Source organism: Domibacillus sp. PGB-M46, from assembly GCF_022668875.1.
Taxonomy (GTDB): domain Bacteria; phylum Bacillota; class Bacilli; order Bacillales; family Domibacillaceae; genus Domibacillus.
The window spans coordinates 214,222-227,938 of sequence record NZ_JAKGCR010000003.1 but is presented as its reverse complement, the minus strand read 5'-3'; the positions used below and the strand labels follow the sequence as shown (position 1 = coordinate 227,938).

At 47.1% G+C, this 13,717-nt stretch carries 17 protein-coding genes; 4 read left to right on the top strand and 13 right to left on the bottom strand.

The genetic code is table 11. The features are described 5' to 3' along the window. Nucleotides 1-10: 10 nt before the first annotated feature. Nucleotides 11-1,387, bottom strand: a complete 1,377-nt coding sequence (locus L2D08_RS05230) for an NAD(P)-dependent oxidoreductase (protein WP_242232822.1) — start codon at nt 1,385-1,387, stop codon at nt 11-13. A gap of 176 nt (nt 1,388-1,563) precedes the next feature. Here L2D08_RS05230 and L2D08_RS05225 point away from each other — a divergent pair, with 176 nt between their 5' ends. Both L2D08_RS05225 and L2D08_RS05220 read left to right on the top strand, forming a co-directional pair. Next, nucleotides 1,564-2,055: a hypothetical protein gene (locus L2D08_RS05225; protein WP_242232685.1), complete on the top strand. Its 492-nt coding sequence runs from the start codon at nt 1,564-1,566 to the stop codon at nt 2,053-2,055. 1 nt (nt 2,056) lies between these two features. Next, entirely contained in the window at nt 2,057-2,434 is a 378-nt protein-coding gene (locus tag L2D08_RS05220; RefSeq protein ID WP_242232684.1) for a hypothetical protein, read from the top strand. A gap of 13 nt (nt 2,435-2,447) precedes the next feature. Here L2D08_RS05220 and L2D08_RS05215 read toward each other — a convergent pair whose 3' ends face one another. The 5 genes from L2D08_RS05215 to L2D08_RS24000 all read right to left on the bottom strand — a co-directional run bounded on the left by L2D08_RS05215 (nt 2,448) and on the right by L2D08_RS24000 (nt 6,532). After that, complete coding sequence (locus L2D08_RS05215) at nt 2,448-3,674, bottom strand: Zn-dependent hydrolase (RefSeq protein WP_242232682.1); 1,227 nt, start codon at nt 3,672-3,674, stop codon at nt 2,448-2,450. 614 nt (nt 3,675-4,288) lie between these two features. Next, nucleotides 4,289-5,119: a D-amino-acid transaminase gene (dat, locus tag L2D08_RS05210; RefSeq protein ID WP_242232681.1), complete on the bottom strand. Its 831-nt coding sequence runs from the start codon at nt 5,117-5,119 to the stop codon at nt 4,289-4,291. Between the two features lie 38 nt (nt 5,120-5,157). Next, entirely contained in the window at nt 5,158-6,156 is a 999-nt protein-coding gene (locus tag L2D08_RS05205; protein ID WP_242232680.1) for a methyltransferase domain-containing protein, read from the bottom strand. A 1-nt stretch (nt 6,157) separates the two neighbouring features. After that, entirely contained in the window at nt 6,158-6,334 is a 177-nt protein-coding gene (locus tag L2D08_RS05200; RefSeq protein WP_242232679.1) for a hypothetical protein, read from the bottom strand. Nucleotides 6,335-6,409: 75 nt separating this feature from the next. Then, nucleotides 6,410-6,532, bottom strand: coding sequence for a hypothetical protein (locus tag L2D08_RS24000; protein WP_255821822.1), 123 nt, complete (start codon nt 6,530-6,532; stop codon nt 6,410-6,412). A gap of 113 nt (nt 6,533-6,645) precedes the next feature. Here L2D08_RS24000 and L2D08_RS05195 point away from each other — a divergent pair, with 113 nt between their 5' ends. After that, nucleotides 6,646-7,113, top strand: coding sequence for a GyrI-like domain-containing protein (locus L2D08_RS05195; RefSeq protein ID WP_242232678.1), 468 nt, complete (start codon nt 6,646-6,648; stop codon nt 7,111-7,113). Between the two features lie 398 nt (nt 7,114-7,511). On the opposite strand, the gene L2D08_RS05190 is transcribed toward L2D08_RS05195, so the two are convergent. Continuing rightward, on the bottom strand, nt 7,512-8,315 hold the full coding sequence (locus tag L2D08_RS05190; RefSeq protein ID WP_242232677.1) for a ZIP family metal transporter: 804 nt from the start codon (nt 8,313-8,315) through the stop codon (nt 7,512-7,514). Between the two features lie 189 nt (nt 8,316-8,504). Between L2D08_RS05190 and L2D08_RS05185 the strand changes: the two genes are divergently transcribed. After that, a complete protein-coding gene (locus L2D08_RS05185) occupies nt 8,505-9,380 on the top strand; it encodes a cation diffusion facilitator family transporter (protein WP_242232676.1) in 876 nt (291 codons plus the stop codon). A gap of 56 nt (nt 9,381-9,436) precedes the next feature. On the opposite strand, the gene L2D08_RS05180 is transcribed toward L2D08_RS05185, so the two are convergent. The 6 genes from L2D08_RS05180 to L2D08_RS05155 all read right to left on the bottom strand — a co-directional run bounded on the left by L2D08_RS05180 (nt 9,437) and on the right by L2D08_RS05155 (nt 13,598). Then, on the bottom strand, nt 9,437-9,769 hold the full coding sequence (locus L2D08_RS05180) for a bh protein (RefSeq protein WP_242232675.1): 333 nt from the start codon (nt 9,767-9,769) through the stop codon (nt 9,437-9,439). Nucleotides 9,770-9,897: 128 nt separating this feature from the next. Then, on the bottom strand, nt 9,898-11,187 hold the full coding sequence (locus tag L2D08_RS05175) for an NAD(P)H-dependent oxidoreductase (protein ID WP_242232673.1): 1,290 nt from the start codon (nt 11,185-11,187) through the stop codon (nt 9,898-9,900). A 2-nt stretch (nt 11,188-11,189) separates the two neighbouring features. After that, nucleotides 11,190-11,588 (bottom strand): PTS glucitol/sorbitol transporter subunit IIA, encoded by a 399-nt coding sequence (locus tag L2D08_RS05170; RefSeq protein WP_242232672.1) that lies wholly within the window; start codon nt 11,586-11,588, stop codon nt 11,190-11,192. 14 nt (nt 11,589-11,602) lie between these two features. Then, a complete protein-coding gene (gene srlE, locus L2D08_RS05165; protein ID WP_242232671.1) occupies nt 11,603-12,640 on the bottom strand; it encodes a PTS glucitol/sorbitol transporter subunit IIB in 1,038 nt (345 codons plus the stop codon). Nucleotides 12,641-12,661: 21 nt separating this feature from the next. After that, entirely contained in the window at nt 12,662-13,195 is a 534-nt protein-coding gene (gene srlA / locus L2D08_RS05160) for a PTS glucitol/sorbitol transporter subunit IIC (RefSeq protein ID WP_242232670.1), read from the bottom strand. A gap of 34 nt (nt 13,196-13,229) precedes the next feature. Next, nucleotides 13,230-13,598, bottom strand: a complete 369-nt coding sequence (locus L2D08_RS05155) for a transcriptional regulator GutM (RefSeq protein WP_242232668.1) — start codon at nt 13,596-13,598, stop codon at nt 13,230-13,232. Nucleotides 13,599-13,717: the final 119 nt, after the last annotated feature.

The window sequence follows — 13,717 nt, the reverse complement described above, 5'->3', positions numbered from 1 at the left end:
TCTCCTCCTTTTAAGATGTTTGCGCCATGCCAGGGCCGACAAGCTGTTTGTAAATCGAGTAAGCCGCCCGTTTTCCCTGTTCTGCTGCTGTAACGACCATCGCATCCCCCTGCCCGTCACCAAAAATCACATCTCCTGCCGCATACACTTTCGGATTAGAGGTCTGGAGTGTGTCCAGGTTCACTTTCACGGTCCCCCATTTATGAGTTAACCCAAACGCTTCAATCAAGCCGGTATAACGCTTCTGCCCAATCGCACGAATGACCGCGTCCGCTTCGACGGTAAACCCGGAACCCTCAACCGGTACGGGCCGGCGGCGGCCGGATTCATCAGCAGCGCCAAGCTCCATTCGGATACACGTTACGCCTTTAACTGCCCCCTTCTCATCCTGTACAATTCCAACCGGCTGTGTAAGCCAGCGGAACTCCACTCCTTCCTGCTTGGCAAATTCATACTCAAATTCATAGGCGGTCATTTCGGCTTCAGTTCGCCGATACAGCATTTTCACATCGGCGGCACCGAGCCGGACCGAGCATGTCGCTGCATCAATCGCCGTGTTGCCAGCGCCAATGACGACTACCTTCTTTCCGATCAAATGGGTATCCATTGGCGGTATTTTCGTCGATTCTACAAATTCAATCGCATCGTAAACGCCTTTGGCCCCTTCTCCCTGGATGCCGATAGGCGGAACACTGGCCATTCCAACCGCAAGCACCACAGCATCATAGCTCTCCAAAATGTCGTCCGGACTGATATCGCGACCCACAATGGTGTTTGTACGAATGGTAACGCCCAGGCTCTCCACCTGCTCGACCTCCCACATGGATACGCGCTGCGGAAGACGGAAAGATACAATGCCATAAGTATCAAGGCCGCCGGCTTTTTCCTTCGCTTCGAAAATGGTAACTTCAAATCCAAGGCGCGCCAGTTCACGTGCTGCGGACAATCCCGCCGGACCGCCGCCGATAATCGCGGCCGACTTTCCATTTTTCTCTCCTGCCTTAAACAGCTGCGCGTGATTATGTATCGCCCAGTTAGTGGCATGCCGCTGGAGGTTGCCGATCATAATTGGCTGTGACGCATGGTTAAGGACACAGGCACCTTCACATAATTCTTCTGTCGGACAAACACGCGCACAGCTTGCCCCGACCGGATTGGCTTCCATAATCACTTTGGCCGACCCTTTCAAATTGCCTGAAGCAATTTTTTTAATAAACGACGGAATGTTAATCGAGGTTGGACAAGCTGTAATACAAGGTGCGTCATAGCAATACAAGCAGCGATTTGCTTCACCCATTGCTTCCCTGGCCGTTAAATCAGGTTCAATTTCGAGAAAATTTTGAGACAGGTCCGTTAGTGAAACAGAACGGTTCTTCATTCGATTCATGTGCATCGTTCATTCCCCCCTTGCATGTTTTCTGTCTATTGATTATTTATTGATTGCATCTTAAAATATTTATACAGCAAACAAAAAATGCACACATCATTTTTGGTATATTTTCTGACAAACGAACTTTATTTTAGTGTAGGATGGAGAGAATACCAACGGAAGAAGTGACACATGTGAACAGGAACGAATTGGAGCAGCGAATCAATGAATATGAGTCTCAGCTTGAACAGCTTCGCTGCCAGCTGGCGGCTGTTTCCGAGCAGGAAGAAGAGCGTAAACAGTTCGTCTCATCCAAAGAAATCATCGAGCTCATCCGGCAGCACACGGGCCGTGAATTAAATATGTCTACAATCAAAAGATGGGCAGATGAAGGCTATCTTGGCGAGGTGCTGGATGAAAAGCAGGCATTCCCGGCGCTCCGCACAAAACAGGGCAAGAAGCGGTTTATCTATCCGAAAGAGAATGTGTATCATTTCTTGTTTGAAAAAGGCTATTTGGCCCCTGCTTTTGAGGTGCTCGACCAGGTATGGATTGGATCGGAGCGTGCGATGGTGATGGATTCCGTTCTTCAACAAGGGGAGTTCCATTATACAGTGCAGATAGAGTCAACCTTTACTATAAAAAAAGGGGTTAAAGAATCCTGCTTGCGAAGGGGAGGGGTGTAACGTGAAGGCCAAAATTTCCATTCAAAACACACGAGACAACCAGGAAAAAGCGCGGCTTATCCGGGATGAAAACCGTAACAGCGGGCATTCGCTGGCCATTTCTTTTTCAGAAGATGCCAAAGAGATCTTTTTTGAAGGCAGTATGATTCAAGTGCCGGACAGGGTTGCTTTTGGCGACATTACCGTGCTTGAAGGACAGGTAAAAAAACGCGAAGGCGGCTTTGATGTGCAGCAGGCCGACAAAGGAAAAACCGTCAACCTGCATTTAGATGCCGGCCTTGTTGCGGAACTGAATGAAATTCGCCAGCATGTGATGAGCAAAACCCAGCATGATATCATTTTAGAAATCTTTAAAAAAGGGCTCGATCACTATAAGTGATCGAGCCCTTTTTTCAGATCAAAGCAAGGATCGTTTCAAGCAGCACGTTCACGCCTCTTTCACAGTCTTCCCAGGACGTTAATTCGTCTTCATCATGGCTCTTCCCATTTACGCTCGGCACAAAAATCATCGCCGACGGAATGTAAGAAGCCATGAACTGCGCATCGTGCCCTGCTCCGCTCACCATCCGCTTATGAGAAAAACCGAGTGAAGCAGCCGACTGCTCAAAAGCATTGCAGAGCGCCGGCTCAAACCAGACCGTTTCACGTCCCCACAATTTTTGGACGTTCACATTGCATGCTGCTCTTTCGTCAGACCCCTGCATCTCCCAAATGATGTCCTCTACTTTTTGGATCATTTCTGCGGAAGTATGCCTTGCTTCCAATGAAAAAACCACTTTGTTTGGAATGACTGTATGAATGTTCGGCGACACGTTCATCCGTCCAATCGTATAAACGAGGTCATCACCAAGCCCAGCAAGCTTTTCTCTCGCTTCTTTGATCAAATCCACCGCCGCAAACAAGGCATCGCTGCGCATTGACATAGGCGTAGTGCCAGCGTGGTCCGATTCACCTGCTACTTCAATTTCATAACAGACCATACCGAGCACACATTCAACGATGCCAATCGACAGCTTCTCTCTTTCTAAAATCGGCCCCTGCTCAATATGTAATTCCAAGAAAGCTGCCGCTTCTTTCATCCTGTTTTCCACTTTGCCTTCATAACCAATCGATCGCAATGCTTCTCCAAACGTGATGCCTTCTACATCTTTTTTGGCCATCATTTCTTCTTTGTTAAACTTTCCGGAAAGTACACCGGAGGACATCATCGACGGTTCAAAGCGGGCGCCTTCCTCATTAGTCACATTCATGACGACAACCGGCACACTTGGCTTTACGCCGTTTTCTGTTAAAGTCCGCATGACTTCAATCCCCGCTGCTACACCGAGCACACCGTCAAAGCGTCCGCCTTTTTTAACAGAGTCAAGGTGAGAACCCATGACAACCGGCGGTTTGTTTTCACGGCCCGGGAGCATCCCATACATGTTGCCCATATCGTCCACCGATAAGGAAAGGCCCATCTCTTCACAGCATGTGCGAAAATGATTGCGTGCAAGGCGGTCTTCTTCCGATAAAGCGAGCCGTGTCACACCGTTTCGGGCTGTCCGGCCAAACCCAGCAAATGTCTCAAGTGATTCCTGGAGTCGCGCACCATTAATCTTTAGTTTTTGATCATTCATATTGCATCCACCTTTAAAAATATTTTTGAAAAATAATGCAATCAATAAATCATGTTTCTTATTATGGCACAGATAAAGGAAATTGAATAGATTATTTACAGAAAATTCTGTACAAGTAAATTAAAAAAAGGCCCTGTTAAAGGGCCTCAGTGTGTAGACAAAGTCTTTCGCTTTTAAAAAGAGCCGATAAGTGAAGCCGGTCGGACTTCGCGCCCCTTAGGGCAGTGCGGGAGCCTCCTCGGCTGCGCCTGCGGGGTCTCCGACTCACTGTACTTCCCGCAGGAGTCTTCGTCCGGCAGGCTTCACTAAGTGTTATTGAACATCAATAAGCACGGGCTGAATAGACATTTTCTCTTTTGTAAACAGAAAGATGCGACCTTACCTTATTAGCTTTGTGGAATCTTGTCGCAAGCCACTTGGCGGCGGGAGGGCAGCGCAGACTCCTATGGGACGTGCGGGCAGTTAAGACCGATGAAGCCTGCCAGGCGAAGTCGGACTCAATGCCTGCCCCATGGAAAACGGAGATGCCTGAACGCCACCGATCATCCCATTCATGTGCACGGTCATCCATATAATTTGTCGGCAGTCTCAGTTCCTGTTGAAGGGCCTGTGCTTTAAACTCGTTTCATAAATGCTTCGTAGATTTTTTTCGTTATGTCGCCTGGCTTTCCACTGCCAATCTTTTGGTCATCCGCAGTTGTAACCGGCACAATCTCAATCCCGGTACTCGTTAGGAACACTTCATCCGCTTTCAAAACAGCTTCAGGTGCAAATGTCTCCTCTTTTACAGGAATGCCAAGCTCTGCAGCGATATCAATCACAGCCATGCGCGTAATGCCGTGCAAAATATGCTTTGTCGCAGGCGGAGTAATTAATTCGCCTTCTTTGACGAGAAATAAATTAGAGCTTGATCCTTCTGTTACTACCCCATCGCGGACGAGCACTGCCTCAAATGCGCCCGCTTCAAACGCTTCCTGCTTCGCCAGGAGATTTGGCAAAAGATTGAGCGTTTTAATCCAGCAGTTTTGCCAGCGTTCGTCGGGCAAAAGCTTGATGCTGGCACCATTTTCCCGCAGTGTTTCATCCATCGCCCGGAATGGCTTGACCGTCATGGAAATCGACGCGGGCACATTTGGAAACAAGTGGTTGCGCGGAGCGATGCCGCGTGTCGCCTGCATGTATATATCGCAATCAGACAGCCCGCTTCTCTTGATCAAGCCGGCTGTAATCTCTTCAATATCTTCCCGTGAATGATCCAGATTCAGCCTGATCGCTTCAGCACTTTTAAAAAAGCGGTTCAGGTGCTCCTTCATCATAAAAGGACGTCCGCTATAAACACGAATATATTCATACACTCCGTCACCAAATTGATGTCCGCGTTCATCAATCGGCAGCACGGGATCATCTGAGTTTATAATTTTCCCGTTCAAATACCCAATTGCCATTTTATCCGCCTCACTTTAGTTTGTTTCCTTCATTATAGCTATTTTTTTGAAAAATTTACACAGTACCAGCTTCCTTCGCGCACGACCGTTTTAATCGATCTTAGCTGAAGTCCTGCTTCCTCTGCATCCCGGACAAGTTCATCCTTTCTTGGAAGCGGGTATAAATTTTCATGCGCTTCCATAAATGAATTAAACGCAGCTGAAAAGCGCTGTCCGCCCCGTTCCAGATAAAGAGGGGTAATCATAATAACGGTCCCGTTTTGGCTGATCAGCTTTGAGACACGCGCAAGCAGCTCTTTTCGCGCATCCTGTGAGTAGTAATGAAGAAGGTTATTCATCATGATCACATCAAAAAAACGGTCTGGCACTTCCCACGTATTGATATCTGCATAATAAAACCTTACTTTTCCCCCCAGGCTCTTCTTCCGGATTTTCTGGCGTGCTTCTTCAATGCATTCTTTACTGATGTCCACCCCAATGAAGGTTCCTTGTTTTATTTTATCAGCCAGCTTCATTAAATAGCCGCCCGTTCCGCAGCCAATATCCAGCACCCAGCGCGGTTTTTGTGCATTTATCTCCGACAGTACATGTCCAAATGCTCTTTTTTCAATTAAAGCGGAGGTGGCCGCAACTGTTTTGCCAAAATCCTCTCCGTTAAACCGCCCTTTTTGATTGGATGTGATCATTTGGGGATAGTTCATCAGGGAAGGCATATGCATTTCAAATAATTCTTTGAGCAGCTCACCAACCGAGTGATCACTTTCCTGTGAAAAAAACTTCAGCATTTTTTTAGAAGGAATAAGCCGGCCGCCGGCCTGTTTTAAATGACCCAGTACGATTCCTGTATCGGCCCAGGAACGCAGAAGCGTTTCTTCATAGCCGTAGTCTTCTGCAAGCGATTGAAGTGTCGCGCCGCCTGCAAGCTTATGAAACAAATCAAGCCGGTAGCCGACATATGCCTGCCATGTCGGCAAAAAGGGTTCATTTTTCTTCAGCCAGTTTCGTGCTTCCCACATTTTTTGATATTCAGCAATCATGTTACTTCCCCCTATTTTTCCATGGATAATTATCATCGTCTGTATATGGATGCTCTGCGCCGTTTGCACAAAGCGGCCCGCTTCGCTTCATCTCGTTGTATTCTTCTTTTTTAATAAGGAGTATCGTGCGCACCTGTAAATCAGGAAGAGGAAAAAATCCAGGAAAGAATGACCGCATACAATCATTTCGCCTTCTGTTATACTTTCAGATCGGGGAAATGTGGTGGTTAGAAAGCAATGATTATATGCTGTTTCAGTCCATCGAAGGCGCAGCGTTTCTTTCGGCAGCGATCATGTCGACGCCACCTTGTGCAAGCGGCATACCGAATAAAAGACCGGCTATACCATCGTCTGAAATACATATATTTGTTTTCACAAAGAGCCTTCCTTGTATAACTTTTGTTCACCGTTTTTACAATTGCTATTCCCTTAGGAAACGGTGTGAAAACATTTAAAAGCGGGAAAAGAAGGGAAAAAGGAGCTGAGATCATGAATCCGAAACTTGTAGATGTACGTGCAATTACGGTAGTGGGATTTGAAATGAGCGGTACAGAAGAAGAAATTGCTGCTATGCGCCCTGAATGGAAAAAACGGTTTCTAGAAACCGCCAGCCAGATTCCCTCTCAGACAGACGGCTACTTAATGGACATTTGCTTGAAGCGGGCTGGCCAGCTGTATACACACTGCATCGCTATGGAAGTGAGCCATATCGACATTATTCCGTCCGGCATGTCGAGTTTAACGATTCCGCCTGGTTCCTATGCCTTACTTGAGCTTGACGGACAAGAGAAAGATGTAAAAAACGGATTTCGTTCTATTTTGGCATGGGCACGTGAGCATCATATACGGCTTGATCCTAATGAATTTCGGATTCATGTAACCATACACGGCGAACAACATCATTTGTACTGGCGGCTGGCGAATAAACGCAGCGAAGCAGCTGAAGAAGCGGTTTAAATTGTTTGGAAGGAATTCTAACAGACTCGCTGACAATCCTTCTCCGCAAGTTCATACTGGACGTATGAACTTGCTCGGACGAGGAGGAATCACCGTTGACAGACGAAAATGTGGAACGAAAACCTTCTATTTATTTGCCCGGCTTAAGTCTGATTATTTTTTATGAGCTAAAAAGAAAAAAAACAGCGCCTGTTCTCCACTGAGAATAGGGCTGTTTTTTCTTTTACCAGTATCAGGCACGGTCTCGATCCAGCTCCAGTTACCGCCAGCCCGAAGGCTCACAAGATGTGAGCCACAAAGGCGTTGAAGCAGGATGCTGCATTTTAGCCTTTACTCTTTATAGCCAGCTCCTTATGCTTGTCGCTGATAACCAGGTACCAGGTCCTTCCGCTTTCTTATTATCCGAGCGCGACATCGAGCACCATCATCAGGGCAAAGCCGACCATAACACCCATTGTGGCAAGGTCTGTGTTGCGCGAGGATTCTGCTTCCGGAATCAGCTCTTCGACCACGACAAAAATCATGGCTCCTGCAGCAAAAGCAAGGGCGTATGGCAAAATAGGCTGAATAAACAGGACCGCCGCCGCTCCAATCACAGCTGAAATCGGCTCAACGAGCGCCGATGCCTGTCCGTAGTTAAATGCTTTTCGCCGTGACATCCCTTGTCCGCGAAGCGGCACGGACACCGCTGCTCCTTCCGGCATATTTTGAATGCCGACTCCAAAAGCAAGCGCCAGAGCAGCCGCTATAGTGGCTCCATCCATGTTCATCGAAGCCGCTCCAAATGCCACACCAATGGCAAGTCCTTCTGGAATATTATGAAGCGTAATCGCTAAAAATAAGAGCGTCGTTTTTTTCAATTGTGTAGACGGGCCTTCTCCTTTTTCCCGCCCGATATGCACATGCGGCACAACGACATCAAGCAGACGAATAAAAACGCCGCCCAGCAAAAAGCCGATTACTGGCGGCAGCCAGGCAATCTGTCCGCTTTTTTCGCTGAATTCAATGGCTGGTGCCAGCAGCGACCAAAAAGAAGCGGCAATCATCACACCTGCTGCAAATCCTAACATCATTTTCATGATGGATTCTTTAATATTACGAAAGAAAAACACGACCGCTGCACCAAGCGCTGTCATTCCCCAGCTGATCATGCCGCCGGCTAACGCCTGCAGCGCAGGATGCAGGCTGCTGAATGTTTCCATTGTTTTCACCACCTATTTGTTATTCTTTTTTCTTTTCCCCATTGTTTTGCAATTGACTCTCTTTTTTGCAAAAAAGAACAATTGTAGTACAGGGGCAACTTGTTAAGCCAGCGGCAATCATGTTGCCGTAGACCCACCCGAATGAGGGCTGGTATAGTATAAACACTAACTTTTCTGGAGGAACTACAGGTGGAAACAGCATACGAAGATTTAAAAAAAGGAGAACGCGGTGCATGGATCAGTATCGCAGCCTACTTATTCCTTTCCGCAGTAAAGCTGACCGTCGGCTGGATCGGCAATTCCGCAGCGCTGAAAGCAGATGGTTTAAATAACTCAACGGATATTATCGCTTCCGTCGCTATTTTGATCGGCCTGCGCATTGCCCGTAAACCGCCGGATGAAAATCACCGGTATGGCCACTTTCGTGCAGAAACGGTTGCTTCTCTTTTAGCCGCTTTTATTATGGCATCCGTTGCCATTCAAGTTTTGCTTTCGGCAGGACAATCCCTGTTTCAGGCGAATCATGAAACACCTGATATGTTCACCGCCTGGACAGCTTTAGGTGCTGCACTGGTCATGTATGGCGTTTACCTCTACAACAGGCGGCTTGCCAAAAAAATTAACAGCCAATCTATTTTAGCGGCTGCCCAGGATAACCGTTCAGATGCCCTTGTCAGCGTAGGAGCCTTTGTCGGGATTATCGGATCTCGCCTGGGTCTTGGCTGGCTTGATACGCTCACTGCTTTTGTAGTCGGCCTTATTATTTTAAAAACCGCCTGGGATATTTTTTCTGACGCATCTCTTGCCCTGACAGATGCATTTGACCTTAATGAATTAAAAGGGATGCAGAAAACTGTTGAAAAAGTACCAGGCGTCCGCGGTGTGCCGAGCATTAAAGCCCGCTCGCATGGAAACATTACGCTTGTGGACGTTGTTCTTCTTGTAGACCCGGATTTAAATGTAATCGAAAGCCATGATATTACCGAATATGTAGAGGAAGCCCTGCTGCAGGAGCATGGCATCCGCTTGACCCATATTCATATCGAACCAGACGGCCACAAATAAGTGTGCCGTCTTTTTAAGCGCAAAAAAGCGGCTGCTTCAAAAGCATACCGCCTGCGTTAAGAATGTTTAGACTGTTTGAGTACTTTTCTCGTTTCGTTTACATATTTAATGAGTCTGTACGGCTTGCTGATCACCCGCAGCGGCATACCGGAAACAAACTTGCTTAAGTCCTGCTTATATTCCTGTGTCATTCGTGAAGGCTTTGTTGAAATACGGTCGTACATTTCTTTATATAATTCTTTTTTCGCATCGATTTTCATGCCGGTCAGCCGATGGCATTCCTCGCATTCAATGCTTTGAATTTTATTGTTCACATACACAACCCGATGAATGGTTTCATCATGACAACGCGTGCAATAAAGGCCGGCTTCCATTTCGGAAATTTTCACTAAGCCTCACTCCTTCACACCTATTTCTTTACCTCTTTATTATATGCCAATCAGGGGGAGCGGTAAACCAAGCTGTTCAAAACAATTGAAGGGATGCCCCGATATACGGCAGCATCCCCTTTCGTTTCTTAAAAGCTCTGTGCTTGAAGCGAGCGCAGCTTCCAAATCGTTGACTCCCGCTCCTGTTCGATATCATCATACGTTAAAATGTCGCCTTTTTTCACTGCACGTTTTACGACCACATTCGGATCTACAAGTCCGATCGGGAAAGCATTGGCGGCTTTGGATTCTTCCTGGCTGTACAGCGTGCCGTATACCGTATATCCGCCGATGCCGTCAAGGCGGTCACCTGGCTGCAGATCTTTTTTCGCTGTTGCAACGGTTTCTGCCTGCAGGCCATGCCAAGGTGCGATGGTGGCTGACTGGTTTAAATAGGCCCGAGCCACTGAAAGCGGCGTTTCTAAGCTCGTTAAATGGTAAGGACGGAACAGAATATAATTTGGTCCCGGGCCCATTTTTAAGTACTGCATTTCATGGTTTACTTCTTCTTTTTCAGAAGAAATGATGGCAAAGACGCCCGGCGCAACGCCATTTACATAGTCGACAATCTTTTTGCTTTTTAAAATGCCGCCTTCTTCCTGCAGACGGAAAATATCCGGCAGCTCTTTCACCGTGCCTTCTGGGCCATGCATGCCTGGCTTATCCGGTAAAAATCCTGTTGCATTTGCGACCGCGTTCATTTCAACCATTGTTTTCGTTCCATCCTGGAAGGAAGCGAGCATTTTCGGGCTTGAGCCTTTTTCTTTTGCTTCTGCTGCCGCAGAATCCGGATTTGCTTCATAGTTTAATGGGTTGTTTTTTCCTTTTCCAAGAGCGACGATATCAAAGCCAAGTGCATCAGCAAAGTCATACAGCTCCATAATACAGCCTGGCTCATCACCAGCAGATCCTGTATAAACAACGCTGCTTGCTTCTGCCATTTGATGAAGCAATGGACCGACTGTAATATCCGCTTCTACATTCAGCATGACGATATGCTTTTTGTTCATAATCGTTTTCCAGGCAATTTCAGCACCAAGGTTCGGGATGCCTGTTGCATCTACAATAACATCAATGCCCGGCAGCGCGATCACCATAGACACATCGGTAGTGGCCACCACTTTGTTTTCTCTTAATGCTTTTTCTGCTGTTTCGATTTCTGTTGTGGTAACGATATGCTGCGGCTCCACACCGGCTGTCATGTACGCATTTTGAATAATATCTGTTTTCAAGTCGGCTGTAGCGGCTACACGCATGCCCTTCATGCTTTCAATTTGCGAAATCATGCCCCGTCCCATTTGGCCGCAGCCGATCAAGCCGACTTTAATTTCCTTTCCTTCTTTCTCAAGCTGCATCAGTTTTCGGTTAAGTCCCAGCATGTTTAGGCCCCCTCAGGCTTTTGAAATGTAATCGTTGTTGATACCGAGATGACCGGCATGTCTTTATCCTCTACACAAAGTGTTCCTGGCAGGTCTGCATGATCCGCTCCGTTAAACGTAATTGTGCAGTGGCCAAGCTCCGCAACCGTCTCGTTTACTTTATCCCCTACAAACGTCACCTTGTACGCCTGATCGCCAAAAGTCAGTATATCGCCCGCTTCAATCACACCTTCAAGCGGCGCAATGCTGTGCACAGCCGCGATGTCACGCAGGTCTTTCGGTGCGCTTTCATTAAAAATAATCAGCATTTTTTCTTCCGCAAACATCTCCATGTCTGCACCAAGCTCCGTAACAGTTGACTGATAAATCGTTTTCATTTTTACGCCTCCAAGTACACTCAAAGTGACCCCTCCTATTATTCGTATAAGCCAAAGCTAAAGAAGTATGCAATCACGACCGCAAGCGGTCCTGTAATTAAACGTGACATTAAAACAGCCGGCACCCCAACTTCTACTGTTTCCGGTTTTGCTTCCCCGAGTGTTAAGCCTACTGGCACAAAATCTGCGCCGACCTGCGGGTTAATCGCAAACAGGGCGGGAAGAGCGAGGTTTGGAGGAATATTCCCTTTGCCGATTTCCACCCCGACGAGTACACCAACGACCTGGGCAATCACGGCACCCGGCCCGAGCAGCGGCGACAGGATCGGCACGGCACAAATCACCGACAGAACGAGAAGTCCGAAGATATTGCCGGCAAGCGGCGATACAAAGTTGGCAATAATATCACCGATGCCTGTGTACAGGATAATCCCGATCAAGGTGCTGACAAGCGCCATAAATGGGATGATGTTTTTCAATACCTGCTCAATCGTTTCCCGTGCTGCCTGGTACAGCACCCCGATCACGCCGCCCATCGAACGGCCCAGCTTTTCGATAATGTTCTGCTTGCGCGGTTCACCGCTGCTGGTTTTCATCTGTGCGACTTTTTCGCGCGCTTCTGCTTTCAGCTGCTGGGCATTTTTCGGATGAGCCGCTGCGGTAACGGACGGTGCTGCCGCTCCATCTGCTGGCTGAATGTCCGGCTCTCTGACACCTGAAACAAAGTTGTCTTCTTTAATAAATTTCATTAATGGGCCGGATGGAGATGTGGGCGTCAGATTGATCGTCAGCACGCCCATCTTCGGATACACACCGCACCGTGCGGTACCGCCGCAGTCAATCAACACACAGGCCATTTCGTCTTTTTCGATCGATGTTTTAAAACCGTCAACGGCCTGTGCACCCGTTAAATCTGCAATGCGCTGGGCAACCGGGTGAATGCCTCCGCCAGTTACGGATACAACATACTTTTTCTGCTCATCCGGCTGGATGACAAGCGGCCCTCCCCATCCATTGCTGCCTTTAGTAATTTTGATTGCTTTATATGCCGGATTTACTGCTTGATTTTCAGACATCTGCTTCTCCCCCTCTCTTCATTAGTCCGTTACGGAGATCCCCTGGCGTTTCATCATCGCAATGGTAATACGTTCTGTTACAATCCCGCGGATTAAAATGACAATCATGCCGACAAGGAAAAACCGGATCGCCAGTGGTCCTGTAGACAAGCCAAGCGTCGTAATTCCCTGGGCAATTCCCATGTATACGAACAGCTCTGCCGCATTGGCGTGCGGGAAAAGTCCAGTGATTGGATGAACGAGTGAAACAGCTGAATCATAAAATGCCGGCTTCTGACGCTCCGGCAGGAACTTCCCAAATGTATAAGCCATCGGGTTTGTCAGGAAGAAGACGGCCAGCAGTGGAAACAGCGTATAGCGTAAAATAATATTTTTGGTTGTTTTACGGGCAAAGCGGTCAATCCGCTCTTCCCCAATAATTTTAATTAAAGCGTTTACAGCAAGAATTAAACAAATGAGTGTCGGAATGATACCGGTAAACATGCCCATAAAGGTTTCTCCACCTTTTTCGAACATCCCGATAAATCCTTCTGCAAATTTTACCAAAAAGTCCATCTTACATTCCCTCCTCTTTCTTGTATAATGAAAGTTAAACGGTTACAGCCGTATTCATTTGCTGTTTGATTTTATCAGTGGCCATTTCGAGCGACTTTTCCCATTGTTCATCCTGCAGTACGGAGATATGCTGACCTATAAACCGCTTACATTTTTTGAATTTAGCAAAAACCGTGACACCGCTCATCACCCGACATTCTTCAACAATCCCTTGTTCATTTGTAACAAGAATCAGCACGGTTCCGGAACCAAGTTTCTTTTTCTCAACACCAACACCTAAGTAACCGCTTTCTCTTCTGCTCATATGTTGAATCGTCATTCGATAATGCTTCATCTGACGCATGGTCAAATAAATTTGAAGCAGCCATAAAACGACAAATCCCGCAAGAAGATAACCCCACATTGAAGATCACTCCTTTACATTTGTTCTAATACGTTACCTTTGTAATGATTGTAGTCCATCCTCTGAATTAAAGTCAATAGTAATTCACGGATTTCACGAAAAAATTTTCAGACAAAAGG